Source organism: Pseudarthrobacter sp. RHLT3-21 (genome assembly GCF_059383495.1).
This window is the reverse complement of sequence record NZ_JBWZCI010000001.1, coordinates 344,786-370,424: the sequence shown is the minus strand read 5'-3', so window position 1 is coordinate 370,424 and position 25,639 is coordinate 344,786. Positions and strand designations below refer to the sequence as shown.

Annotated in this window: 19 protein-coding genes and 2 tRNA genes; 8 read left to right on the top strand and 13 right to left on the bottom strand. The window is 64.3% G+C overall.

What is annotated here, in order from left to right; translation table 11 throughout:
- Positions 1 to 100: 100 nt before the first annotated feature.
- From AC50YA_RS01685 to ilvD, 12 genes are all read right to left on the bottom strand, one after another.
- The gene (locus AC50YA_RS01685; protein WP_494980651.1) at positions 101 to 1,213 is read right to left on the bottom strand and encodes a branched-chain amino acid aminotransferase; all 1,113 of its coding nucleotides are present in this window, start codon (positions 1,211 to 1,213) and stop codon (positions 101 to 103) included.
- A 111-nt stretch (positions 1,214 to 1,324) separates the two neighbouring features.
- The gene (locus tag AC50YA_RS01680; protein ID WP_494980650.1) at positions 1,325 to 2,377 is read right to left on the bottom strand and encodes a 3-isopropylmalate dehydrogenase; all 1,053 of its coding nucleotides are present in this window, start codon (positions 2,375 to 2,377) and stop codon (positions 1,325 to 1,327) included.
- Positions 2,378 to 2,420: 43 nt separating this feature from the next.
- Entirely contained in the window at positions 2,421 to 3,170 is a 750-nt protein-coding gene (locus AC50YA_RS01675) for a class F sortase (protein WP_494980649.1), read from the bottom strand.
- A gap of 115 nt (positions 3,171 to 3,285) precedes the next feature.
- Positions 3,286 to 4,137, bottom strand: coding sequence for a hypothetical protein (locus AC50YA_RS01670; protein ID WP_494980648.1), 852 nt, complete (start codon positions 4,135 to 4,137; stop codon positions 3,286 to 3,288).
- A 368-nt stretch (positions 4,138 to 4,505) separates the two neighbouring features.
- Entirely contained in the window at positions 4,506 to 6,065 is a 1,560-nt protein-coding gene (gene metG / locus AC50YA_RS01665; RefSeq protein ID WP_494980647.1) for a methionine--tRNA ligase, read from the bottom strand.
- Between the two features lie 34 nt (positions 6,066 to 6,099).
- A complete protein-coding gene (locus AC50YA_RS01660; RefSeq protein WP_494980646.1) occupies positions 6,100 to 6,855 on the bottom strand; it encodes an ABC transporter ATP-binding protein in 756 nt (251 codons plus the stop codon).
- Complete coding sequence (locus tag AC50YA_RS01655; RefSeq protein ID WP_494980645.1) at positions 6,852 to 9,647, bottom strand: ABC transporter permease; 2,796 nt, start codon at positions 9,645 to 9,647, stop codon at positions 6,852 to 6,854. Before AC50YA_RS01655 ends, AC50YA_RS01660 begins: the two co-directional genes overlap by 4 nt.
- A gap of 205 nt (positions 9,648 to 9,852) precedes the next feature.
- Positions 9,853 to 11,442 carry a phosphoglycerate dehydrogenase gene (serA, locus tag AC50YA_RS01650; protein WP_494980644.1) on the bottom strand — a complete coding sequence of 530 codons (1,590 nt, stop codon included), beginning with the start codon at positions 11,440 to 11,442 and terminating at the stop codon, positions 9,853 to 9,855.
- Between the two features lie 126 nt (positions 11,443 to 11,568).
- Entirely contained in the window at positions 11,569 to 12,594 is a 1,026-nt protein-coding gene (ilvC, locus tag AC50YA_RS01645; RefSeq protein ID WP_494980643.1) for a ketol-acid reductoisomerase, read from the bottom strand.
- Between the two features lie 99 nt (positions 12,595 to 12,693).
- Positions 12,694 to 13,206 carry an acetolactate synthase small subunit gene (ilvN, locus tag AC50YA_RS01640; protein WP_160671864.1) on the bottom strand — a complete coding sequence of 171 codons (513 nt, stop codon included), beginning with the start codon at positions 13,204 to 13,206 and terminating at the stop codon, positions 12,694 to 12,696.
- Positions 13,207 to 13,208: 2 nt separating this feature from the next.
- On the bottom strand, positions 13,209 to 15,116 hold the full coding sequence (locus AC50YA_RS01635) for an acetolactate synthase large subunit (RefSeq protein ID WP_494980642.1): 1,908 nt from the start codon (positions 15,114 to 15,116) through the stop codon (positions 13,209 to 13,211).
- 385 nt (positions 15,117 to 15,501) lie between these two features.
- Entirely contained in the window at positions 15,502 to 17,223 is a 1,722-nt protein-coding gene (gene ilvD / locus AC50YA_RS01630; RefSeq protein ID WP_111907887.1) for a dihydroxy-acid dehydratase, read from the bottom strand.
- 181 nt (positions 17,224 to 17,404) lie between these two features.
- Between ilvD and AC50YA_RS01625 the strand changes: the two genes are divergently transcribed.
- The 3 genes from AC50YA_RS01625 to AC50YA_RS01615 all read left to right on the top strand — a co-directional run bounded on the left by AC50YA_RS01625 (position 17,405) and on the right by AC50YA_RS01615 (position 19,886).
- Complete coding sequence (locus tag AC50YA_RS01625) at positions 17,405 to 18,553, top strand: sunset domain-containing protein (RefSeq protein ID WP_494980641.1); 1,149 nt, start codon at positions 17,405 to 17,407, stop codon at positions 18,551 to 18,553.
- A complete protein-coding gene (locus AC50YA_RS01620) occupies positions 18,492 to 19,694 on the top strand; it encodes a PQQ-dependent sugar dehydrogenase (protein WP_494980640.1) in 1,203 nt (400 codons plus the stop codon). The genes AC50YA_RS01625 and AC50YA_RS01620 overlap by 62 nt, the downstream gene beginning before the upstream one ends.
- Before the next feature lie 116 nt (positions 19,695 to 19,810).
- Positions 19,811 to 19,886, top strand: a tRNA-Lys gene (locus AC50YA_RS01615).
- Positions 19,887 to 20,049: 163 nt separating this feature from the next.
- Here the strand turns inward: AC50YA_RS01615 and AC50YA_RS01610 are convergent.
- Positions 20,050 to 20,505 carry a MarR family winged helix-turn-helix transcriptional regulator gene (locus AC50YA_RS01610; protein ID WP_494980832.1) on the bottom strand — a complete coding sequence of 152 codons (456 nt, stop codon included), beginning with the start codon at positions 20,503 to 20,505 and terminating at the stop codon, positions 20,050 to 20,052.
- A 95-nt stretch (positions 20,506 to 20,600) separates the two neighbouring features.
- On the opposite strand from AC50YA_RS01610, the gene bcp reads away from it, so the two are divergent.
- The 5 genes from bcp (at position 20,601) to AC50YA_RS01585 (ending at position 25,630) form a co-directional block, all read left to right on the top strand.
- Complete coding sequence (bcp, locus tag AC50YA_RS01605; protein WP_494980639.1) at positions 20,601 to 21,074, top strand: thioredoxin-dependent thiol peroxidase; 474 nt, start codon at positions 20,601 to 20,603, stop codon at positions 21,072 to 21,074.
- 153 nt (positions 21,075 to 21,227) lie between these two features.
- Positions 21,228 to 21,309 (top strand) — tRNA-Leu (locus AC50YA_RS01600).
- Positions 21,310 to 21,558: 249 nt separating this feature from the next.
- Positions 21,559 to 22,230 carry a fasciclin domain-containing protein gene (locus AC50YA_RS01595; protein ID WP_494980638.1) on the top strand — a complete coding sequence of 224 codons (672 nt, stop codon included), beginning with the start codon at positions 21,559 to 21,561 and terminating at the stop codon, positions 22,228 to 22,230.
- Positions 22,231 to 22,374: 144 nt separating this feature from the next.
- Positions 22,375 to 24,048, top strand: a complete 1,674-nt coding sequence (locus tag AC50YA_RS01590; RefSeq protein ID WP_494980637.1) for an ABC transporter substrate-binding protein — start codon at positions 22,375 to 22,377, stop codon at positions 24,046 to 24,048.
- Positions 24,049 to 24,127: 79 nt separating this feature from the next.
- Entirely contained in the window at positions 24,128 to 25,630 is a 1,503-nt protein-coding gene (locus AC50YA_RS01585) for a malate:quinone oxidoreductase (RefSeq protein ID WP_494980636.1), read from the top strand.
- Positions 25,631 to 25,639: the final 9 nt, after the last annotated feature.

Below are 25,639 nucleotides of genomic sequence, written 5' to 3'. Positions count from 1 at the left end.
ACAACGCGGGGTCACTTAGCGCCCATCCCGATGCGGTTAATGGGCGCTAAGTGACCCCGCGTTGCGGTGGTCAGGATTGTGGTGGTCAGGGTTGTGGTGGTCAGGCCAGGCGCGTCAGCCAGCCGTGGGTATCCGGCACGGTTCCGGTCTGGATGCCGAGGAGCTGTTCGCGGATGGCCATGGTGGTCTCCCCAGCTTTCGCGTCCTCGGAGCCGATGAATTCGGTGGTGTCCTTGAGGACCCCGATCGGGGTGATGACCGCTGCGGTGCCGCAGGCGAAGACCTCGGCGATCTCGCCGGATCCCACGCCGTCGCGCCATTCATCAAGGGTGATCTTGCGCTCCGTCACTTCGCGGCCCATGTCCATGGCAACCTGCATCACGGAGGAGCGGGTTACGCCTTCCAGGATGGTGCCGCTCAGCGCGGGAGTGGCCAGTGAGCCGTCCTTCATGACGAAGAAAACGTTCATGCCGCCGAGCTCTTCCACGGCGTCATCGTTGAAGTGGTCCAGGAACAGCACCTGCTTGCAGCCGTTGGCTTCGGCTTCCTGCTGGGCGATCAGGGAAGCTGCGTAGTTGCCGCCGCACTTGGCCGCACCGGTGCCGCCGCGGCCTGCGCGGGCGTACTCGCGGGAGATCCAGATGGATACGGGCTTGAGCTCGCCGCCGAAGTAGTTGCCGGCGGGCGAGGCGATCACCCGGAAGGACACCTCACGCGCGGCCCGGACACCCAGGAACGCCTCGGTGGCGATCATGAACGGGCGCAGGTACAGGGCCTCGCCGTCACCGGCGGGCACCCATTCCTTATCCGCCTGCACGAGTTCCCGGATGGCGCCGAGGAAGTATTCCTCGGGCAGTTCCGGAAGTGCAAGGCGTCGCGCCGACTTGTTCAGGCGGGCCGCATTGGCCTCCGGACGGAAGGTCCAGATTGAGCCGTCAGCGTGGCGGTATGCCTTGAGGCCTTCGAAGATCTCCTGACCGTAGTGCAGCACCGCGGCAGCCGGATCCAGGGAGATGGGTCCGTACGCCTCAACGCGCGCGTTGTGCCAGCCACCCTCGCCTTGCTCGTCCACGCTGTAGTCGACGACCGCTGTGTGGTCAGTGAAGTAATTGCCAAACCCCGGGTTCGCCAGGATGGCTGCACGCTCTTCAGCTGACTTCGGGGTTGCCGAGAGCTGCTGGTTAAATTCGACGCCATGGGCGGTCTGAGTCATGGTTCCTCCACGATCGGCTGCCTTCTGAATGTGGTTCGGCACTGAACCGCAGGGCAGCATTTGGTGATTCGAAACAAGCTTACGCCCGTTGGCAGGACCTTCCGGCCGGACCTAAAGCGCTGCAGCGATGGCATCCCCGACGGCGCTGGTACTGCGGGCGCCGCCGCCGCGGGTTTCGACGTCGGCGATCACCGCAGCTTCGATCCTGCGGGCCGCGGCCGTATAGCCAAGGTGTTCCAGCAGGAGCACCGCCGACAGGATGGCCGCGGTGGGGTCTGCCTTCTGCTGGCCGGCGATGTCCGGGGCCGAGCCGTGGACCGGTTCGAACATGGACGGAGCGGTGCGGTCCATGTTGATGTTGCCGGATGCCGCCAGGCCGATGCCGCCGGTGATGGCTGCAGCGAGGTCAGTGAGGATGTCGCCGAAGAGGTTGTCGGTGACAATGACGTCGAAGCGGGACGGGTTGGTGACCATAAAGATGGTGGCCGCATCAACGTGCAGGTAATCGTGGGTGACCTCGGGGAATTCCTGGGCCACCGCCTCGACGGTGCGCTTCCACAGGTGTCCGGCGTAAACCAGGACGTTGTGCTTGTGCACCAGGGTCACATGCTTGCGTTCGCGGGCGCTGGCGCGGCGGAAAGCGTCGCGGACAACGCGCTCCACGCCATATGCCGTGTTCAGTGAGACCTCGGTGGCCACCTCGTGGGGCGTGCCGGTGCGAAGGGAGCCGCCGTTGCCCACGTAGGGCCCCTCGGTTCCTTCCCGGACAACGATAAAATCGATGATGCCGGGATTGGCCAGCGGGCTGCCTACCGTTCCGTACAGCCGCGACGGCCGCAGGTTGACGTAGTGGTCCAGGCTGAAGCGGAGCTTGAGCAGCATCTCCCGCTCGATGATGCCGGACGGAATCCGGGTGTCGCCGGGGGCGGCGCCCACGGCACCGAAGAGGATCGCGTCCCGTGTGCGCAGGTCGGCGAGGACCTCATCCGGAAGAGTCTCGCCGGTGGCCAGCCAGTGCTCGGCGCCGAGCTTGTAGTGGGTCAGCTCGAGGACAACGCCTTCAGCGGCGACTGCCTTTTCGAGGACTTTCAGTGCCTCGGCAATGACCTCTGGGCCAATGCCGTCACCGGGGATGACAGCGAGATTGATCGTGGATGCGCTCATGCTCCAAGAATATTAAGATCATCCGCATGCCGGACAATCAGTCTCATTTGTTGAGACGAAGGAGCGGGTCCTCCGGTGAGGCCACCACCACAACGTTGGTGCCCCAGAAATCATCCGTGTAACAGGAAATGAGGACCAGCCTGTTGGGTGCCACTTGCCAGATGGGGCTGTCTTTGAGGCCGGACTTGACGTAGGTGGTCACCGAATCCACCACGTAAGCCACTTCGCCGGTGGCTGTGGCCACAGTCAGCCGGTCACCTGCCGCGGCGCGGGTACTCAGCCGGTTGAACGGCGCGTCCCTGTCCGTCCAGCTATGCCCGGCGATGTAGGTGGTATTGACCGAACCCGCTCCGGGCACACCGTAAGGCGACAGCCAGTAACCGTCCATGGTGGGCGGCGGCACGATGGTCTGGGTGGCCTTGTCCTGGCCGGAGGGTTCGAGCGGATGGACCACCACATCGATGTCTGCGGCCGGGTACACCAGTCTCTGAGGCGGCGACGCTGCCGGACCTGCCGGCACCGGTGCTCTGGTGTCCACCGAGGGCGTGGGGGTCGACGGTGCTTGAGCCTGGGTGGTCGGCTGCACCGCAACCCCGGTCACCGTCGGCGAAGTCCCCGGACCGGCCAGGAATGGGAGAAATGCGAACGCCAGGTAGGCCAGCACGCCACAGAGCACCACAAAGACGATGCTTTTGGCGGTGAAGAGCTTTCCCCGCCCCGTTTCCGGCAAACGGTCTGCCTGGTCCCGGGATGGAGTTGATGCCGTTGATTCCGGTGAATGATCGCTGTCCATGGTTACCCCGTATGTCAGTCGGATTGACCCGGTTTGCCGGCAGGCGCCGTGCCCTTGCGGCCACGGCGCCTGCCAGTGATTCAAACAGCGCCCCTGCGGGCGCCAGGATCCGGCGTCATTCCTTCCGAGGCCCGGACACGGTACCGCTGGCCGCCAGAGTCTTGCGGGCGGCCACTCCCGCTGCAGCGAGCAGCATCACGACGATGCCGGCTGCCCAGGGGGCAACGGCAACGTCAGTGGATCCTGCCACTGCAGTCTGGACATTGAAGCCAGGGTTGTTGGCAGCTACGGCACCTTGACCCGTCGGCCTTCCGACAACTGCCCCAGTGGGAATACCCGGCACAACTGGCGTCACTCCCGGCGGCACTACTGGCGGAACGACTGGTGGGACGACTGGCGGGACGACTGGCGGGACGACTGGTGGGACGACTGGCGGTACCTTGGTGGGAACACAGCCGTTCTTAAAGGTGGCCTGGCCTTCGGCCGTCCAGTTCTGGCCGCCCGGCACGATGGTGCCGCTGTTCGGCGGGATGATGTCCTCACCGTTCTGGTGACCGGAGCCGGCGTGGCCGTTCAGCGCATGCAGGTCCACTGCGATTACCACAAAGGGGTTGGTGGTGGAGCCGGTGGCGTGGCAGATGGTGATCTTGTGGCCGCCATTGCCGTTCGGCGGCTCGCCGGGTGCCGCGCAGCCGGCATTCCAGATGTCGACCATGTCAAGATTCTGGCCTGCGGGGAGAATGTTGCCCTCATTGGCCGGAATGATGTCCTCATCGTGCTGGTGGCCCACGTGGCCATTGAGCCCGTTGAGGTTGATTGTCACCGACACATAGGGATTGCTTTCCGAGCCAGTGGCGTGGCAAAGGGTGATCTTCTTATCGTCGTCAGAAGGCGACGCAGTAGCCGGCGCTGTGGCACCCAATAGCGCAAGACCCGCGACACCAAAAGCGGCAAGGATCCGTTTCATTTCCGTCTCCATCCATTGTCTGGTCCAAACTGATCAGACATGTGGAAGAACGGCGCCATCCCCGACACGGAGGGCTAAAGGCAAACGGACAGCATCGGGGCGACGGTTCTCCCAGATGCGAATCATCAGTTTGCTAACCAGATAAGGCTAGACAGACGGACACCGACGTGTCTCCAGTACTCAGTACCCGCCTTCCAAGGCGGGCCCTACTTCCGGCCCCGGAACCGTACTCAGTACCCGCCTTCCAAGGCGGGCCCTACTTCCGGCCCCGGAACCGTACTCAGTACCCGCCTTCCAAGGTGGGACGTACTGACCGCCCCGGAACCCTACTCAGTCCGCGTACAAGCAAGTAGCCAGCCGGGACATACTTAGGCTTCGGCCGGCTCCTCATACTTGGGGAAGACGGGCGCCGGGGCTGGCAGCGGCGTTCCGGCGACAATCGGCGTGGTGAGCGCTGAGAACTGGCGGGATCCGCCGTCGGGCTGTCCCAGGGTGTCCAATAGCGCGGCGGTGGCGGTGGGCATCACGGGCTGGGCCAGGATGGCCACGATGCGCAGCACTTCCAGCGTCACGTACAGCACGGTGTTCATGCGTTCGACGTCGGTCTTCCGCAGCACCCACGGGGCCTGCTCGGCAAAGTAGGCGTTGGTGTCCCCCAGGACGCCCCAGATGGCCTCGAGGGCGCGGCTGAATTCCTGCTTTTCGAACGCGGCGCGGGCCGTCTCCAGGAGCCCGTTGGCCTGCTCCAGGATCGCGGTGTCTTCAGCCGTGAAGGCACCCGGAACCGGGACCCGGCCCTCACAGTTCTTGGCCACCATGGACAGCGAACGCTGCGCCAGGTTGCCGAAGTTGTTGGCCAGGTCCGAGTTCATGCGGCCCACAATGGCCTCATGGTTGTAGCTGCCGTCGGCGCCGAACGGGACCTCGCGCAGGAAGAAGAACCGTACCTGGTCCAGGCCGTACTGCGCCACGAAGTCTGCCGGCGCCACCACGTTGCCGAGGGACTTGGACATCTTCACGCCGTTGTTGTGCAGGAAGCCGTGGATCATCACGCGCTTGGGCAGTTCGATGCCGGCACTCATCAGGAACGCTGGCCAGTAGATGGCATGGAACCGTGAGATGTCCTTGCCGATCACGTGCACATCGGCGGGCCAGAACTTCTTGAACGATTCCGACTCGACGTCCGGATAGCCGACGCCGGTCAGGTAGTTGGTGAGCGCGTCCACCCAGACATACATCACGTGCTTGTCGTTGCCGGGGACGGGGACGCCCCAGTCGAAGGTGGTGCGGCTGATCGACAGGTCGTCGAGGCCGCGCTTGACGAAGCTGATGACCTCGTTGAAGCGGGACTGCGGCGCGCCGAACTCCGGCTGGGCCTGGTACAGCGCCAGCAAGCGGTCCTGGTAGGAGGACAGCCGGAAGAAGTAGCTCTCCTCAGCCGTCCACGTCACCTCGGTGTCCGTCTCCTTGGAGTACCGCACGCCGTCGTCCTTGACCACGGTGTCGTCCTCCACATAGAACGCTTCGTCCCGGACGGAGTACCAGCCCTCGTACTTGGACAGGTAGACATCGCCGTTGGCTTCCATCTTCTTCCAGATGGCCTGCGACGCGGCGTAGTGGTCAGCGTCCGTGGTCCGGATAAAGCGGTCGTAGGTGATCCCCAGCGCGGCGTGGGCGGACTTGTAAACTTCCGCGTTGCGGTCCACCAGCTCCTTGGGTGTGACGCCTTCCTTCTCGGCCGCCTGCGCAATCTTCATGCCGTGCTCATCCGTGCCCGTCAGGAACATCACGTCAAAGCCGTCAAGCCGCTTGAAGCGCGCCATGGCGTCGGTGGCGATGTACTCGTAGGCATGCCCGATGTGCGGAACACCGTTCGGGTAGGTGATGGCCGTGGTGATGTAGAACGGGGTTTTGTCTGTTGCGCTCACGTGCGGGCGTTACCTTTGGTGCGAAGGGGTAGGGCTAGATCAGTTCAGTCAGCGTGTCGCTCAGGCGGACCAGTTCGTGGTCGTGGGAAGCGACCAGTACTGCGATTCCGTCCGAGGTGGTGTCCTTGAGGATGCTGATGATGCGGTTGGCGGAGGCCCGGTCCAGGCTGGCCGTGGGCTCATCAACCACCAGCACACGCGTGCCCAGGATCAGGGCGCGGGCAATGGCCACACGCTGGCGTTCACCACCGGACAGCTGGGCCGGACGGTGCCGCATGCGGCGGCCCAGGCCCACCAGGTCCAGGAGGTCCTTGGCCATGTCGCGGCGCTGGTCCACCTCGCCGTCGGGCACGGCCGGAAGGAGCACGTTCTCGAGGGCGCTCATGCCGTCGATCAGGGCACCGCCCTGGTCAACGTAACCGATCAGGGCCCGACGGCGGTCGGCGATTTCGTCGTCGCCCATGCTTTCGAGGGAATCCCCTTCCCAGAAAACACGGCCCGACGTCGGCAGGGTCAGTCCCGCGCCCACTGTCAGGATACTGGTCTTGCCGGATCCGCTTCGGCCGGCCACACAGTGCATCTCGCCGGCGTGCAGCGTGAGGTCGAAGCCCTCCACAACACTGACGGCTTCAGCACCGCCCTTGCCGCCGCCGTAGCGGATGGTGATGTCGCTCAGTTCCAGCGGGGTCCCGTGGTCCGCGGCCTTGACGATGGTGTTGGCACGCGTCAGCAGGGGCGCCTCAGCCGAGCCGGACCTCCGGCTCCGGTGAACATTCGTCTCGTTTGTCATTGGACCACTTTCGTTGCAATCGGTATCCAGCAAAGTACAGCCACCAGGCCGGCGACGCCGGCCCACAGCGCGGCATAAGGGGCAAGGAGCAGCCCGATGCCCAGCGCGCCCAGGACGCCCAGAGGCAGTGCCACCGTGCCCACCAGCGCGTTTTCGAAGAGACGGACCTGGCGGAGCATGTCCGGGTTCCAGCCCATGGCTTCGAGGATGCCCAGGTACTGGCGTTTGGCGTTGAGCTCAAACCTGCCGGTGACCAGGGTCAGGGTGAGGCCAACGGCGACGCCGGCGAGGGCCAGGAGCATGCTGGGCAGCGCCACGCTTGCTGCAGCCAGCCCGCTGAGCGCACTCGCTCCGGCCGCACGGGGGATGTCGATGAGCAGAGCCACCAGCCCGCCCACTGCGGCTCCGAAGACGCCAACTGCGACGGCCAGGGAGAGGGTATTGAACTTGTTGGTGCTGAGTTGCCTGTTGGCAAACGTCAGCGGGGAGTCCACCGGGATCAGCCGCTCGTCGTGCTGCGGTTCCTGGTCCACCTCATCGCGGTGACGCAGCTGCTGCGCGGCGAAGAAGGCCGCTGCCGCATACAGGACCAGGACGGAGGCCGAGACGATGGCCGTGGTCACGCTCCAGCTCACCAGGCTCAGGACAATCCCGGCCACAGCGAGCAGCGCAGCGCCGACACCGAATTCCTCGAGCACCCAGTTCCTAATGCGCAGCTGGGTCCAGCCCATGGCGCGGAGGGTTCCGGCTTCGCGTTTGCGTTTGCGGATGTAGCTGACGGTGGAAGCGCCGGTCAACAACGCGGCTCCGCACAGGGTGAGGAAAAGCAGTGTGACGTTGGTGCCGGTCAGCGAACCGGAGACTGCGTCGGCCGCGTTCTGCCGGACCCAGGACTGCTGGACAGTGCCCAGCGCTGACTCTTTGCCGGCGTCGTCCTTTGAGTATCCGGGAACAAAAATGCTGGCGTCTTCACGGGCCGAACCGGCAACGACAGTAGCTTCCAGACCCATTTCGCGGATCTCGCTGGCGAGCTTTTCGACGTCCGGCTGGGCTTCCTTCCAGCTGCCGGGGGCCTTGGCCCGGACACGCACCGCATCGATCACGGCGGCGTTGTCCTTGTAGCCGCGGGCCGCTGCCAGGCCGTAGAAGTCGGTGATGGCGCCGGCGGACTGGCTTGCTAGTCCGGTAGCACTGAGTGAGGGCTTGAGCTCGGTACCGGTGACCGTCTTGCCGTCAGCGTCCTTGGTGAGGGTAAACGGCGTGGGGTCGTAGCCACCCAGCGGGAGGCGGTTGACGTCGCCGGCCGCCTTCTCCACGGCCGAGGGGTCGAAGGTCCCGTAGACCATGGCCAGCGGAGCCGCGAGCTTCTCCCCTGTTGCCAGGTCTTCGCGGTACGAGCGTTCATCGACGGGCTCACGCTGCGTCTGGTCCACCGGGGCGCCGTTGGCACCCTTCTCCGGCAGCCGGTTCACCGTGACCCAGTCGCTGGGAACTGCGGCCTTCTGGACCGCGCCGTTGGCGGCCGATTCGCCGTCAGTGTACTTGGGTGCGGCGGCGAAATCCGTGCTCCACGTGGCCGGGGTGTAGAGCCCCTGGTTGAAGTTGCCCTGGTTGCCGAGCAGACCGGAGTGGTCGGTGGAACCGGGCCAGGACAGGGCGAACGGATCCTTCGACACGAACGGCAGGTAGTCCTTGCCGAGGGAGCGAGTGGCGGTGCCGATGTCCTTGACGACCTTCCCGGCTGCGTCGATCTCCTCGATCTTGACGTTGTATTTGAGGTCCAGGGACGTGCCGGAACGGACAATCAGGGGAATGGCCTGCGAGTCCGCGGTGAGCTGTCCGCTGCGCTTCGCCTGCTGGTACTGCGTCATCAGCGGTGCCCAGTACTTGAGCTTGACGCCGAGGAAGTCAGGGCCCTCGTTGAGCTGGTCCATGCTGATGCCGTTGGTGAAGAGGCTTTCGAAGTGGCGGCCGATGGCACCGGCATTCCGCGCGTCAGCGGGCGGGGCCTTCTCGAGCGGGGCCAGGAAGTCGCCCGCGGAGCCGAGCAGTGCGCGCTCGGAGACGGGGTCGACGGCGACCACGGACTCGGTCACTTCGGGAGACAGCGGCAGGGATACCGAAAGGTTGAACAGGTTGTGTTCGGAGCCGCCGGCTGGAGCGGGGAACTTGATGCCCGTCTCGTTTGCGGGAGGGGCGATCCGGATGCTGGTGCCACCGGCCGTCTTCTCTTCGATCAGGCGGGCCTTGCCCAGGCTGCCCTCGGCGGTGGACTTGAACAGGGTCTGCTCGGAGACGCCGTCGGAGCTGACGGCGCTGGCTGTGAGGCGGTACTTCTTGGTCTCGTCGCGCAGGACGGACTCTGCAGCCGGCCATTTGCCGGGGTCCGTTGCGCCGGCGGCCTGGTCCGTGGTGGCCGTGCCTGCCAGTCCGGAGTTGTAGCCAAGGTAGTCCATGGCGTCGAGCCGCGGAGCTTCCAGGTTCTGCGTCACGCGGGACACCAGGCTGATGGGCGCTGCCACCGAGGTTCCGGAAAGCTTCCGGATCTTCTCGAGCTGGTCAAAGCCGATGCCGCCGCCGCCGTTGGCGATCTCCGGCTGCATCAGCGCAGCGGAACCTGCCTTGGCCTGGACCAGGACATCGTAGAGACCTCGCGAATTCTCATCCACCGTCCGGTTAAGTGCGGCCTGCGACTGGCCTTGGACGAGGACCGACAAGCACATGGCTGCGATCAAGATGGCCGCGGTCAGCAGCAGCACTTTGCTTCTGATGAACCTCTGGACGGCGTTCATTGGGGCTCCCTGAAACCTGGATTGCGTGCGCACACCGGGATCCGCAGGCGGCGGATATAAAGGATTTCCTGCCTGGTGTGCAAAAAGTAGTGGCCGGTCTGCCGGCGTGGTCCCGAAACAGGACCCAGCCATTGTAAGCAGACCGGCCAATCATACGTGGCCGGCGTTAATCTCCGGTCACGCGTAGTTGATGGCGGTGCTGTTCCTAGTCCTCGAGGTCCACTTCACGGACCATCTCGGCGCCGATGCCTGCCTTGATGGCGTCAAGCACCTGCTGCGGAACGGAACTGTCGATGGTGAGCAGCGCCAGAACCTGGCCGCCTTCCGCCTGCCGGGCCACCTGCATGCCGCCGATGTTGATGTTGTTCATGCCCAGGATGTGTCCGATGGTGCCGATCACACCGGGCCGGTCGGCGTAGGAAACCACCACCAGGTGCTCGCTGATGGGGATCTCGACGTCGTAGCCATTGACGCCGACGAGCTTCTCCACCTGCTTGGGGCCCGTAAGCGTACCGGCCACGGAGATCTGGCTGCCGTCGCTCAAAGCACCCCGGATAGTCAGGACGTTGCGGTAGTCCTCCGCTTCCGCCGTCGTGATCAGGCGGACGTTGATGCCGCGCTGTTCGGCGATGACGGGGGCGTTGACGTAGGAAACCTGCTCAGTCACGACGTCGGCGAAGATGCCCTTGAGCGCGGCAAGTTCCAGGACCTTGACGTCCAGCGCCGCGATCTCGCCGGCCACCTCGACGTCGATCTGGGTCAGCGAGGCGTGGGTCAGCGCGGTGAAGATCCGGCCCAGCTTTTCGATCAGCGGGATGCCCGGACGGACGTCGGGCGCGATCACGCCGCCGGCCACGTTCACGGCATCCGGAACGAGCTCACCGGCCAGCGCCAGGCGCACGGACTTGGCAACGGAGACGCCTGCCTTCTCCTGGGCTTCATCGGTGGATGCACCCAGGTGCGGGGTGACCACCACGTTGTCCAGGGCGAAGAACGGAAGTTCCGTGCTGGGTTCCTTGACGAAGACGTCCACGGCTGCGCCGGCGATCTGCTTGTCCTGCAGGGCCGCGTAGAGTGCCTCTTCGTCCACGAGGCCGCCACGGGCCACGTTGACCACGTAGGCGGTGGACTTCATCTTGGTGAACGCGTCGGCGCCGAGCATACCGACGGTTTCCGGCGTCTTGGGCATGTGGATGGTGACGAAGTCCGACTGGCTCAGCAGTTCATCGAGTGTGACAAGCCTGACGCCGAGCTGCGCGGCGCGGGCCGAGGTGATGTACGGATCGTAGGCGAGGATTTCGGTGTCGAAGCCCTGGAGGCGGGCAGCAACGAGGGCGCCGATGCGGCCCAGGCCGATGATGCCGATCTTCTTCTCGAAGAGTTCGATGCCGGTGTATTTGGAGCGCTTCCATTCACCGTTTTTCAGGGCGGAGCTCGCCTGCGGGATGTGGCGTGCCAGGCTAAGGATGTGGCCCACCGTCAGTTCCGCTGCCGAAATGATGTTCGACGTCGGGGCGTTGACCACCATCACGCCTGCCTGTGTGGCGGCTTTGATGTCAACGTTGTCCAGGCCAACGCCGGCGCGGGCGATGATCTTCAGGTTCTTCGCGGCGGCAATGGCTTCGGCGTCCATGTGTGTGGCGGAGCGGACCAGGATGGCGTCCACGTCCGCGATGGCGGCGAGCAGCTGGGTCCGGTCGGCGCCGTCGGTGTGGCGGATCTCGAAGTCCGGGCCGAGGGCCTCGATGGTGGCGGGCGAAAGTTCTTCGGCGAGCAGTACTACGGGTTTTGACACGGCTGATCCTCTGCGTTGCAGTCCTGGGGATAGAACAAGTCTAGGCTGACAGAAAGGCCGGGCTCACATTGTTAAGTGTGAGCCCGGCCTCACTGTTGCACGGTGAATGGCGCCGGAAGGGCAGACTTAGCGGGCTGCGGAGCCGTCTACGTAGTCCGCGTCCGTCTGCTGCCAGGCGAACAGGGAGCGCAGCTCGCGGCCAACGGCCTCGATCGGGTGCTTCTCAGCCTTGGCACGCAGGGCCATGAACTCGGCGCCGCCGTTGTCCTGGTCGTCAATGAAGCGCTTGGCGAAGGCACCGCTCTGGATGTCGGAGAGGACAGCCTGCATGTTTTCCTTCACCGCGGGGGTGATGACGCGCGGGCCGGAGACGTAGTCGCCGTACTCTGCGGTGTCGGAAACGCTCCAGCGCTGCTTGGCGATGCCGCCTTCCCACATGAGGTCAACGATGAGCTTGAGCTCGTGAAGCACCTCGAAGTAGGCGATCTCCGGCTGGTAGCCGGCCTCGGTCAGGGTCTCGAAGCCGTACTGGACCAGCTGGGACACGCCGCCGCACAGGACAGCCTGCTCGCCGAAGAGGTCGGTTTCGGTCTCTTCGGTGAAGGTGGTCTTGATGACGCCGGCGCGGGTGCCGCCGATCGCCTTGGCGTAGGACTTGGCCAGGTCCCAGGCTGCGCCGGAGGCGTCCTGCTCCACGGCGATGATGTCCGGGATGCCACGGCCGGCTTCGAATTCGCGGCGCACGGTGTGTCCCGGAGCCTTCGGGGCGATCAGGATGACGTCAACGCCCTCCGGAGCCTCGATGTAGCCGAAGCGGATGTTGAAGCCGTGGGCGAAGGCGAGTGCCTTGCCGGGGGTCAGTTTGGCCTTGATGGAGTCGTTGTAGATCGAGCGCTGGTGCTGGTCCGGTGCCAGGATCATGATGACGTCGGCCCATTCGGCGGCGTCGGCAACGCTGAGAGCCTTGAAGCCGGCTTCTTCGGCCTTGGCGATCGACTTCGAGCCTTCCTTGAGGGCGATGACAACCTCGACGCCGGAATCGCGCAGGTTCAGCGCGTGGGCGTGGCCCTGGGAGCCATAGCCAACGATGGCAACCTTGCGACCCTGGATGATCGACAGGTCGGCGTCGTCGTCGTAGAACATTTCAGTCACTTGGGTAACTCCTCTTGAGTGTGTTCACTGGGTAAATAGTCTGTGGTGTTGCGGTACTGCACGGGCAATGCGCCGCAGGTGGGGCTGCGCCCCGCCTTACTAAGCGCTGCGCAAAGCCCTGTCACTCATGGAGCGGGATCCCCGTCCAACGGCCAGGGTGCCGGACTGCACAATTTCGCGGATGCCGAAGGGCTCGAGCACTGAGAGCAGCGCCGTGAGCTTTTCGGGGTGGCCTGTTGCTTCAATGACCACGGAGTCTGTGGAGACGTCAACCACTGAAGCACGGAACAGGTCTGCAGCCTGGGTCACCTGCAGACGAGTTGCGGCATCCGCACGTACCTTGACCAGGATGTGGTCTCGCTGTACGGAAGATTCGGGGGTCAGCTCAACAATCTTGATCACGTTGACCAGCTTGTTGAGCTGCTTGGTGACCTGTTCAATAAGGTCACCATCGGCGTCGACGACGACGGTCATCCGGGACATGCCCGGAACTTCCGTCGGGCCGACGGCCAGGGAGTTGATGTTAAAGGCGCGTCGGGCGAACAGGCTCGCGACGCGGGTCAGTACACCGGGCTTGTCTTCAACCAGAACGGACAGTGTGTGGCGGGTCATGTTCAGTCCTCCTCTTCCCATTCCGGGGTCATGTTGCGGGCAACCTGGATCTGGTCGTTACTCACGCCGGCGGGCACCATTGGCCACACCATGGAGTCGGGGCTCACCACGAAGTCGATGACCACAGGGCGGTCATTGATTTCGAGGGCCTTCTGGATGGTGGCATCAATATCCTCGTCCCGCTCGCAGCGGAAGGAAGCACAACCGTAGGCCTCCCCCAGCTTGACGAAGTCCGGGATCCGGACGGTCTCGTGGCCGGTGTTGAGGTCCGTGTTGGAGTAGCGGCCCTCGTAGAACAGGGTCTGCCACTGGCGGACCATGCCCAGCGACGAGTTGTTGATGATGGCAACCTTGATGGGGATCTTGTTGATGGCGCAGGTGGCCAGTTCCTGGTTGGTCATCTGGAAGCAGCCATCGCCGTCGATGGCCCAGACCACGCGGTCCGGCTCCCCCACCTTGGCGCCCATGGCAGCCGGTACGGCATAGCCCATGGTGCCCGCGCCGCCCGAGTTCAGCCAGGCATGCGGACGCTCGTACTTGATAAACTGCGCCGCCCACATCTGGTGCTGGCCAACGCCGGCAACGTAGATGCCTTCGGGGCCGGTCAGCGCGCCGATGCGTTCGATGACGCGCTGCGGGGCGCTGAGCCCGTCCTCCGGCTCGGTCCAGCCCAGCGGGTAGGTTTCCTTAAGGTTGTTAAGGAACGCCCACCACGTGGTGAGGTCCGGGGTGCCGGCGGATTCGAACTGTGAGCGGACCGCCTCGGTGAGCTCGGGGATGATTTCCTTGACGGATCCCACGATCGGCACGTCGGCGGTACGGTTCTTGGAGATTTCGGCGGGGTCAATATCCGCGTGGATCACCTTGGCGTTCGGCGCGAAGGACTTCAGGATGCCCGTCACGCGGTCATCGAAGCGGGCTCCGAGCGTGATGAGCAGATCGGACTGCTGCAGCGCCGTCACGGCAGAAACGGTGCCGTGCATCCCCGGCATCCCCACGTGCTGCGGGTGGGAATCCGGGAAGGCGCCGCGTGCTGTCAGAGTGGTGACCACAGGCGCGCCGGTCAGTTCGGCCAGTTCGCGGAGCTCAGCAGAGGCGTGCGCCTTGACCACGCCGCCGCCGACGTACAGGACAGGCTTGCTGGCTGCGGCAATGAGTTTGGCGGCTTCGCGGACCTGCTTGTTGTGGCCGCGGGTGACCGGCCGGTATCCCGGCAGATCGATTTTCGGCGGCCAGGAGAACGTCATCTGTCCCTGCTGGGCATCCTTGGCGATATCCACCAGCACCGGGCCGGGGCGGCCCGTGGACGCGAGGTGGAAGGCCTCGGCCATGACATGCGGAATATCCTGGGGGTTGGTGACCAGGAAGGAGTGCTTCGTGATCGGCATGGTGATGCCCACGATGTCTGCTTCCTGGAACGCATCGGTGCCGATCACGGCGCTGGACACCTGGCCGGTAATGGCCACCAGCGGCACGGAATCCATGTGGGCATCCATGATGGCGGTAACGAGGTTGGTGGCACCGGGGCCCGAGGTGGCGATACAGACGCCTACCCGGCCGGTAACCATGGCATAGCCTTGCGCGGCGTGGCCGGCTCCCTGTTCGTGACGGACCAGGATGTGATTCATCCTGGAGGCCATCAAGGGGTCATAGGTAGGCAGGATAGCGCCACCAGGCAAACCAAAAATATCGTCGACGCCGAGTTCTTCGAGCGATCGGACAATAGCTTGTGAGCCGGTCATCACCGTTGGGGGTACAACGTTGTTCGGCCCAAGGACAGGAGAGACAGCGGCAAGATCAGCGACGACGGCGGCCTGGTCAGCCGTTCGGTCGGCGCGTTCCGGAGCCTTGGGGGCTCCAGCGGACTTAGTAGCCATCAGCGAGGGGCTGATCGGCGATCCTTTGCTCATCGGACTCTTCCTTGTGGATCATCTGTGTACTTGGAAATGCGGGAAATAAAAAAACCCCTCAGCCTTGCGGCTTTTCGAGGGGTTGCGCGTGACAGTTCGTTACCAGTCGGGCTAGTCAGCCACACGCTTGGTAAGGACGACGACTGCATCTGCAGCGGCGCAGCTGGTAACGAATACGATCATGCGTTCAGTTTTCCCTCTGCGTGAGATGCGTGTCAACGAGGGTGGTGCACATCTCACAGTGTGGACACCGTTGTCCACTAGTTGGCCACGTTCCCCAACTGGGTCGCAGTAACTGTCGTTTTGAGCGCTCATAACGACAGTTACTGCTACCTAGTTGGGCTCAACCAGCGGCCGGTGGTTGAGCCAGTCGAAACCGGACTTACTACCCGCAGTATGCGCCCGTCGAGGCACTGTGGACCAGCTTCGCGTACTTGGCGAGCACACCCTTGGTGAACTTGGCCGGGAGGGGCTCCCAGCCGATCTTGCGGGATTCGAGCTCGGCCTCATCCACCAGCAGGTCGAAGCTGCGGGCGGCGATGTCCACGCGGATCCGGTCCCCGTCCTTGACGAAGGCAATGGGGCCGCCGTCGACAGCTTCCGGTGCCACGTGGCCGATGCAGAGGCCGGTGGTTCCGCCGGAGAAGCGTCCGTCGGTCAGCAACAGAACGTCCTTGCCCAAGCCTGCGCCCTTGATGGCACCGGTGATGGCGAGCATCTCGCGCATGCCGGGGCCGCCCTTGGGGCCTTCGTAGCGGATGACCACAACGTCCCCGGCCTTGATCAGGCCCTTGTCCAAGGCGGCCAGGGCGCCCTGCTCACGCTCGAACACGCGGGCGGTGCCTTCAAAGACGTCGGCGTCGAAGCCGGCACTCTTCACCACGGCACCCTCCGGCGCCATGGAACCGTGCAGGATGGTGATGCCGCCGGTCTTGTGGATCGGATTGTCCATGGCACGGAGGATCTTGCCGTCCAGGTCCGGCGGGTTGATCGCGGCGAGGTTCTCGGCAACGGTCTTGCCGGTGACGGTGAGGCAGTCGCCGTGCAGCAGGCCCGCGTCGAGCAGCGCGCGCATGATGACCGGCACACCGCCGATCTTGTCGACGTCCGTCATAACGTAGCGGCCGAACGGCTTGAGGTCACCCAGGTGCGGGATCTTGTCGCCGATGCGGTTGAAGTCCTCCAGGTTCAGTTCGACTTCAGCTTCGCGGGCGATGGCCAGCAGGTGCAGGACGGCGTTGGTGGAGCCACCGAAGGCCATGGTGACGGCTATGGCGTTTTCGAACGCCTTTTTGGTCATGATGTCCCGGGCGGTGATGCCGAGGCGGAGCAGGTTCACCACTGCTTCGCCGGACTTGCGGGCAAATTCATCACGACGGCGGTCTGCCGAGGGCGGGGCGGCCGAGCCGGGCAGCGACATGCCCAGCGCCTCGCCGATGCAGGCCATGGTGTTGGCGGTGTACATTCCGCCGCAGGCGCCTTCGCCGGGGCAGATGGCCTTTTCGATGCGGGTCAGGTCTTCGAGGCTCATCTTGCCGGCGGCACAGGCACCGACGGCTTCGAAGGCGTCAATGAGGGTGACTTCCTTTTCGGAGCCGTCCTCGAGCTTGACCCAGCCCGGCATGATGGAGCCCGCGTACAAGAAGACGCTGGCGAGGTCCAGGCGGGCGGCAGCCATCAGCATGCCCGGCAGGGACTTGTCACAGCCGGCGAGCAGGACGGAACCGTCGATGCGCTCGGCCTGCATCACTGTTTCCACGGAGTCGGCAATGACCTCACGGGAAACGAGGGAGAAGTGCATGCCTTCGTGGCCCATGGAGATGCCGTCGGAGACGGAGATGGTGCCGAACTGCATGGGGAAGCCGCCGCCTGCGTGGACGCCTTCCTTGGCGCCCTGGGCCAGCCGGTTCAGGGAGAGGTTGCAGGGAGTGATTTCATTCCAGGAACTCGCAACGCCGATCTGGGGCTTTGCGAAGTCGTCGTCGCCCATGCCGACTGCGCGGAACATGCCGCGCGCGGGGGCGGCATGGATCCCGTCGGTGACGACCCGGCTGCGGGGCTTGATATCGATCTTGTTCTCGGTTGCTGTTTGGGTGTCCTCACTCATGGGTCAAAGTCTATGACTCCGATCGGGACGCCAACGACCCGAATGGCCCGTTTGGCCCATTTTCAGGAATATTTCGATCAAATAGTGGACTCTCGTCTCAAATTTTGAGACGGACCCTTACCGGCCCGCCGGAACCTAGACAGTCCCGTTCGCGCCGACGTACCGTCAGGGAACGGCAACCATGCCTTCCGGACTGAAGGGCCCTGCTATGGATTTTGTCTTCTGGATTATCCTCATTGTGCTGATCGTGGGCGTTGTATGGTGGCTGCTGAACCGCGGCAGCTCCTCGGGCACAGGCGACTCCATGCCGATCCGGACGGACGGCGGCCTGGCCGGCGGAAGCGCGGCTGCCTCGGCGGAAGCCGCCGGCACGGCGGGCATCCCCAGCGCTGCGGGCTTCGGCGCTGCTGAGCCGGCAGCGCCGACGACGGCGGACGAATCGCCCGAGCGGTCCAGCGCGGCAGAACACCAGGACGCCGACGGTGAAGCCGACTCTGCCGGTTCCACGGATACTGCCGCAACTGATGCACCGGAACGCCTGCCCTCCGACGAACTGTCATCCCCTGAAGGGTCGGCTGGCTCTGAGGAACCGTCGCCCCCTGAGGGCCGGGCCCGTCCCGAGGATCCGGCTCGCCCGCAGGAGCCAACAACCCCGGAGCCTGTAATCCAGGAACCCGGCAGCCGGGAGGCAGACGAAGCCGAGTGGGAAACCCAGTGGTCAGAGGCAAGCGCGCCAACCCCCGCGGCCGCCAGCCACCGGCCGGCAGGCGAAGCGTCCACCGCTATGGCAGGCACTCCGCTGCCCGAAGCACCACCGGCCCAGGACACCGGATTCGTGCATCACTCGGAATACACGGAGCCCCATGCGCCTACGCTGCCCGGCGCCGAAACGGCCGCTGCCGAAGCCGCTGAAGCGGACGGGGACGGGGACGGGGACGGGTACTCGGACGTGGAACCGGACGCTGTCGATTCAGCCAGTGGCGCGGCAACCACGAAATCCGCGCAAACCGCAGGTTCCACGGAGACTGCAGTACCCACAGAGCCTGCGGAACCCGCGACCATGGAGCCCGCAGCGGTGGCGGACAACGAAGCTGCGCCGGAACCAACGGGACACTTGGCCGCGGACCAGCCCTACGGCGCCGGCTCAGCGTCGCCCGGCCCGGACGGGAGCGGCCCGGCGGATTTCGAGGTCAAGGCCGACGCCGGATCGATGGTCTATTACGAAGAGGGGCATCCTGACTATGAGCAGACGAAAGCCGACGTCTGGTTTGAGTCGGCGTCCCACGCGGAGGCTGCCGGTTTCCGGGCTCCCCGGCGCACCCGCATCTGAACGGGCGCAGGCGCCCTTCCGGGAGTTCGCGGCGGTCAAGCCCGCTGCGGGCGCCTTCGCAGTGTGCCTGGCCCTGCTGCTGTCGGGCTGCACGGGGGACGCCAACGACGCTCACACCGGCAGCGTCACCGGTACGGGCAATGCCACCGGCCCCGTCACCACAACCGCCACGGGAAAAACCACGCCGCCGGAAGTTGTGGGCCGCCTCGATCTCCAGCTCGACATTCCCTGGGCCGCGGTATTCCTGCCGAACGGGATCGCCATCATCTCCGAGCGTGACTCAGCACTGCTGAAGGCTGTCCGTGATGGCCGGGCGACCACTATCGGCCAGGTCCCCGGCGTAGACCCAGGCGGTGAGGGCGGCCTGCTGGGACTCGCCCTCTCCCCCGGCTTCGAGGCCGACAACTACCTTTACCTGTACTTCACGTCTGCGCAGGACAACCGGATTGCCCGGCTCAAGCTGACCGAACAGCCTGACGGATCCTTGGACTTTGGCGACCCCGAGGTGGTCTTTTCCGGAATCCCCAAGGCATCCACGCACAACGGCGGCCGGATCCGGTTCGGCCCAGACGGGTTCCTGTACGTGGGCACTGGCGACTCCCAGCACCGGGAGCAGCCGCAGGACCCGAACGCCCTGGGCGGGAAGATCCTGCGGCTGACTCCCGAGGGTGACCCCGCACCCGGCAACCCTTTTGACAATGCCGTGTACAGCCTGGGGCACCGGAACGTCCAGGGACTGGCGTGGGACAGCGCCGGACGGCTCTGGGCCAGCGAGTTCGGCCCGGACGTCAACGATGAGCTCAACCTCATCGCCGCGGGAGCCAACTACGGGTGGCCCGCAGTGACCGGGGCGCCGCACCGGGAGGGGTTCCGCGATGCGAAGGTGGTTTGGTCTTCCACGGCGGACTCCTCGCCCAGCGGCCTGGAAATTGTCGGGTCCACCGCCTACCTCGGAGCCCTGCGCGGCCAACGCCTCTGGACGGTGGCCCTGTCCGGCGAGGAGGCCAGTGCGCCTGTGGCCTATTTCACAAGCGAATACGGCAGGATCCGGGACGTCATCAGGACCCCCGACGGCGGCTTCTGGCTGCTTACTAACAACAAAAACCCTGATTTTGTGCTGGTTCTGGGCCCTCCCGGCTGAAGCTCGGGGCAACGGCGGCTTCGATTTCACATGGCCCGAAAGTTCGTGTAGAGTTTCATGTCGTTGCGGAGATCAACCGGGAAAGAAAAAGCCCGGAAGGTCACCACAAAAGAGATGCACCTCTAGCTCAATTGGCAGAGCAATTGACTCTTAATCAATGGGTTCCGGGTTCAAGTCCCGGGGGGTGCACCAAGGGAAATACAGCCCCTGGCACGCGGAAACGCGGCCAGGGGCTGTTTCTGTTTCTGGCGCGAGAATTACATCGGCAATGACATTAGGCCAAAAAATCCGGCACCACCACTGCGGAACTTTGCAGCGGGGATGCCGGAGAGGTCTTTTCCGGATTCCGGGATTCCTAGCCGAGAGGGGCGCCGTCCACCAAAGCCCGGGTGGCCGGCGATGCGAACTGGCTGGCCAGCTCACGGACCACGGCCTGGAGCTCCTGCCGCAGGACGTCAGGGTCAATGGTTGCCGCAGCGAGCACCGCCCGCTCCATCTCAACTGCTGCGGCTGCGGCTTTCCGGCCGCTGTCGGTGAGGGACACCACCTGGCTGCGGCGGTCCGAGGTGCTACGGACACGGGCAATGTGGCCGTGGGACTCCAACCGGCTAAGGGTCTTACCCATGGTCTGGGCCTGAACGCGCACATATTGGGCGAGCTGGGCCTGGGTCATAGGTCCTTGAGCTGCGAGGACTTCGATAGCGATCACGCCGGCGTGCGTCAGTCCGATGGCACTTAGCTTTTCGTTCCAGGAGTGTTCAACGAGGCGTGCCGCAGTGGACAATAGGCGCCCAGTGGGCCAGCGATCCATGTCAGGCATACCAGCAAGTATAGCCAAGGCTGGTTAGCACCGGCTCTGGATGCTTACTAAAATGGTGCGTTCCGCCTGCAACGAGGAGATTAATAGTGGCTGACAGACTCTTGACCGGTGACCTGGCTCCCGGCTTCACCCTGAAGGACTCGTCGGGTAAGGACGTCAGCCTTGCTTCCCGTCACGGCGGCAGCACCATCGTCTATTTCTACCCGGCCGCCGCAACCCCGGGCTGCACTAAACAGGCATGCGATTTCCGCGACAGCCTGGCGTCCTTCACGTCGGCCGGCTATCGGGTCCTGGGCATCTCCCCCGATTCGGTGAACAAACTTGCTGCCTTTGCCGCCAATGAGGACCTTAGCTTTCCGTTGCTCTCGGATGGGGACCACGCCGTGGCCGAGGCCTATGGAGCCTGGGGCGAAAAGAAGAACTACGGACGGACCTATGAGGGACTGATCCGCAGCACCGTGGTGATCGATCCCGACGGCAAAGTGGCATTGGCCCAGTACAACGTCCGGGCCACCGGCCACGTGGCGAAACTGCGCCGCGACCTCACGCTGGACGCGTAGCGCACAACGCGTGAGCCGCCGGTGCGGGCAGGCAGGAACCGGCTGACCGGAACCCCGCCTGCCCGAGGCTACAATGGAAACTGGCATCCGCCGTCGTACGTTTTTATCCGTTGGCCATCTGGCCAAGGTCAAGACAGCGGCGGCACCTGCCAAGCGCGAGTGGTGAAATTGGCAGACACGCAGGATTTAGGTTCCTGTGCCTTCGGGCGTGGGGGTTCAAATCCCCCCTTGCGCACACATAGACAGAGATCCCGGGCCCACAGGCCCGGGATCTCTGTCGTTTAACTGCTGCCAGCCACGCCGTTCTCCTCCGGTTTGGCGCCAAATTTAAAACTCTTGGCGATCCACCCATCCGCTTCCGCGCTCCGGCCGAATACCCATTGAGACACCAGCCAAGGGCAGGTGCCCAACAGTCGGAAAAGGCCACGCGGCAGGCACCAAGTCTGCGGCAGGCAAGAAATCGGCACAAACAAGGAGAACCGAAATGCAGTCATTCAAGCGCACATCCTTCACCGTCGCAGGCGTTGCAGCTGCAGCCCTGTTGAGCCTCACCGCCTGCGGTGGAGCCGCATCAACAACCCCGAGCTCCTCCGCTCCGGCCGCCGCACCGTCGGCTTCCAAAATGGCTCCGTCACCGTCCGCCAGTGCTGCTGCCATGGATCCGGCCGCAAACCTCGTTGGCGCAGGCTGCGCCGGCTACGCGGAGAAGGTCCCCACCGGTGCAGGCTCGGTTGCCGGCATGGCCCTTGACCCGGTAGCGGTCGCGGCGTCCAACAACCCCATCCTGACCACCCTCACGGCAGCTGTCTCCGGCAAGCTGAACCCCAAGGTTGACCTGGTTGACACCCTTAACGGCGGCGAGTTCACAGTCTTCGCTCCGGTGGACTCCGCCTTCGCCAAGATCGACGCGGCCACCATTGAAACGCTGAAAACCGACGACGCCCTGCTGAGCAAGATCCTGACCTACCACGTGGTCCCCGGCCAGATCACCCCGGACAAGATCGCCGGCACACACGCCACGGTCCAGGGCGGTTCAGTCACGGTTACCGGCAGCAAGGATGCCCTCATGGTTGACGGTGCCAGCGTCATCTGCGGCGGTGTCAAGACCAAGAACGCCACCGTTTACCTGATCGACTCGGTGCTTATGCCCAAGTAGTCCCGCTTTCACGCCCAGAGGCCTGTTCCCGCCGGAACGGGCCTCTGGGCGTGTGCCCAGGGAACACCGGGTTGCGTCAACTAGACTGTGTCCTTGGCCCGCAGTCGGCGGCGCCGGCCAGAAGCAGCCAGAGGTGATAGACGAGTGCCCAGCAGTACTTCGCGGCGAACGGTCATCAAGACCGGCGCCGTTTTTATGGCGTTAGGTCTGACATCCTGTACCGGCATCCCTTCGCCGTCACCAACATCCACGTCCCCTTCGACGGCGCCCGCCGGCGTTGAGCCCACCGAAACGTTCACTTTCGGCACGGCGTCCCAGCCCTTGGGCCTTGACCCTGCGCTCTCGAGCGATGTGGAAAGCTACCGGATCACTCGGCAGATCCTCGAAGGCCTGGTGGGTGTGGACCAGACCACCGGTAAACCCACGCCGCTGCTGGCAACGGAATGGTCCGAAGCCGACGAAGGCCGCTCCTATACGTTCAAACTCCGCAGCGGCGTCTCGTTCCAGGACGGCACGCCCTTTAACGCCGACGCCGTGTGTGCCAACTTCAACCGCTGGTTCGCCTTCTCCCCGGAACTGCGGCGGCAAGCTCCGGGAAGCTCGTTCAAAAGCGTGTTCAAGGCACATTCCGACGATGCTGCGCTCTCCATTTTCAAGAGCTGTACGGCCTTGTCCGCTGACACTGTGCGGATCGACCTGACCCAGAACTTTACCGCGTTCCTCCAGGCGCTCACGCTGCCGGCGTTCGCCATGGCGTCCCCGGCAGCCCTCACCGCGGGCACAGCGGACGTCCTGGACCAGACCCGTGGCGGAAACCCGGTCTCCCGGTTCGCCACCAACCCCGTCGGCACCGGACCGTTCAGCCTGGCCTCCTGGGACGAAGCGAGTGTCCGGCTCGTCAGCCACAAAACCTACTGGGGTGACCGCGGGCAGATCTCCACCATCAATTTCGTCACGTACGACCACCCCCAGACGCGGCTTCAGGCCCTCCTGGACGGCAAGATCGACGGCTACGACGCCGTCACGGTGGGCAATTTCGATCAGCTGGTCAAGCGGGGCATGCAGATCGTCCAGCGTGATCCTTTTTCGGTGATGTACCTGGGCATCAACCAGGAAATTCCGGTCCTGCAGAACGAAAAGGTCCGGCAGGCCATTGAACTGGCCATCGACAAGGAAACCCTGATCCGCAAGTTCTTTATCGACAACACCGCCAAGGCCTCACAGTTCGTCCCGCCCAAGATCAGCGGTTTCAATAACGACGCTCCCGCTCTGGGCCACGACCCGGTCAAGGCCAAGGCCTACCTGGCCGAGGCCGGCTACAACGGGGAGGAACTCAGGTTCTACTATCCCCTCAATGCCACCCGCCCGTATCTGCCCACGCCGGAGAAAATCTACGCCGAAATCAGCCGGCAACTGACCGCCGTCGGGCTCAACATCAAACCTGTCCCGGTGGACTGGTCTGCGGGCTATCTCCAGAAGGTGCAGTCACCCGGGGACCACGGGCTCCACCTGCTCGGCTGGAACGGCGCATATGCCGACGCCGATAACTTTGTGGGCCCGCTGTTCGGCGAGAAGAACGGCGAATTCGGATACCAGGACCCGCAGGTCTTTTCCAAGATCAACCGCGCCCGGGGCCTCCCCGCAGGCAAGGAACGCGACGATCAGTACCACACCATCAACGCCCAGATCGCGGCCACTGTGCCGGCCGTTCCCATCGCCTTCCCCATCTCGGCCCTCGCACTCTCGGACCGCGTCAGCAGCTACCCGGCGTCCCCGGTACTGAATGAAGTTTTCACAAAGGTACAGCTAAAGCCTTGACGGTCCGGCCCAATTTCAGTATGCGGGCTGCCCGGGGATATTCTTTGACAGCCAGAGCCGCTGCTATCGGAGACTGATTGTGACCTTCATATCCAAGACCCAACATGCCGACGTCGTACTGATTGGCGGCGGCATCATGAGCGCCACGCTCGGGGCGTTCATCAAGCAGCTTGAACCGAACTGGACCATCTCCCTGTTCGAACGCCTGGATCAGCCCGGGCTGGAAAGCTCCGACCCCTGGAACAACGCCGGAACGGGACATGCCGCCCTGTGCGAGCTCAACTATTCCCCCGCAGCCAAAGACGGCTCGGTGGACCCGGCCAAGGCCCTGCTCATCAACGAACAGTTCCAGCTGTCCCGCCAGTTCTGGTCCCATCTTGTGGAAGAATCCCTGATCGGCTCGCCGAAGGGCTTCATCAACACCGTCCCGCACATGAGTTTTGTGATCGGCGAGAACAACACCAAGTTCCTCAAGACCCGCTACGAGGCGCTCAAGCCCCACACGCTGTTCCGCAGCATGGAGTACTCCGAGGACCACGCGCAGATCGCCAAGTGGGCACCCCTGATCGTCAAGGGCCGCGACCCCAAGCAGAGGATCGCCGCGACCCGGGCAACGGAGGGGACCGACGTCGACTTCGGGGCACTCACCCGTGAGCTGACCACCTATCTCGGGAACAACGGCGTCGAAATCAACTACGGCCATGACGTCACCGGGATCTCCAAGGCGGCCGACGGCGGCTGGGACCTTTCGACCAAGCACCCGGCTTCCGGGGAACACGGCAACATACATGCCAAGTTTGTGTTTGTGGGCGCCGGCGGCGGTGCGCTGCACCTCCTCCAGGCCTCCGGCATTCCGGAGAGCAAGGGATACGGCGGCTTCCCCGTATCCGGCCAGTTCTTCCGCTGCACCGACGAAAAACTGGCCGCCCAGCACAGCGCCAAGGTCTATGGCCAGGCCTCGGTGGGTGCCCCGCCCATGTCAGTCCCCCACCTGGACACCCGCTATGTGGACGGGAAGCGTTCACTGCTGTTCGGCCCTTACGCCGGCTTCTCCACGAACTTCCTGAAAAACGGCTCGTACCTTGACCTGCCGCTGTCCATCCGTCCCAGCAACATCATCCCGATGCTGGCTGTGGCCAAGGACAATATGGACCTCACGGCCTACCTCGTGAAAGAAGTAGCCAAGCGCCACGGCGACAAGGTGGAGGCGCTCCGGGAGTACTACCCCGAGGCCAAGGACGGCGACTGGGAACTCATCACCGCCGGCCAGCGCGTCCAAATCATCAAGAAAGACCCGAAAAAGGGTGGCGTACTCCAGTTCGGCACCGAAGTCATCGCCGGCCGCGACGGCACCATCGGGGCGCTTCTTGGGGCCTCGCCCGGCGCCTCCACGGCCGTGCCCATCATGATTGAACTGCTGCAGAAGTCCTTCCCCAAGAATTTCAAGGGCTGGCAGGGCAAGCTCAAGGACATGATGCCGGGCTACGGCGTCAAGCTGGATGAGAATCCGGATCTGGCCGCAGACCTCGAGACGGCAACGGCCAAGGCATTGCAGCTGGAGAGCGTTTCCGCCAACCACTGACGCCCGGCA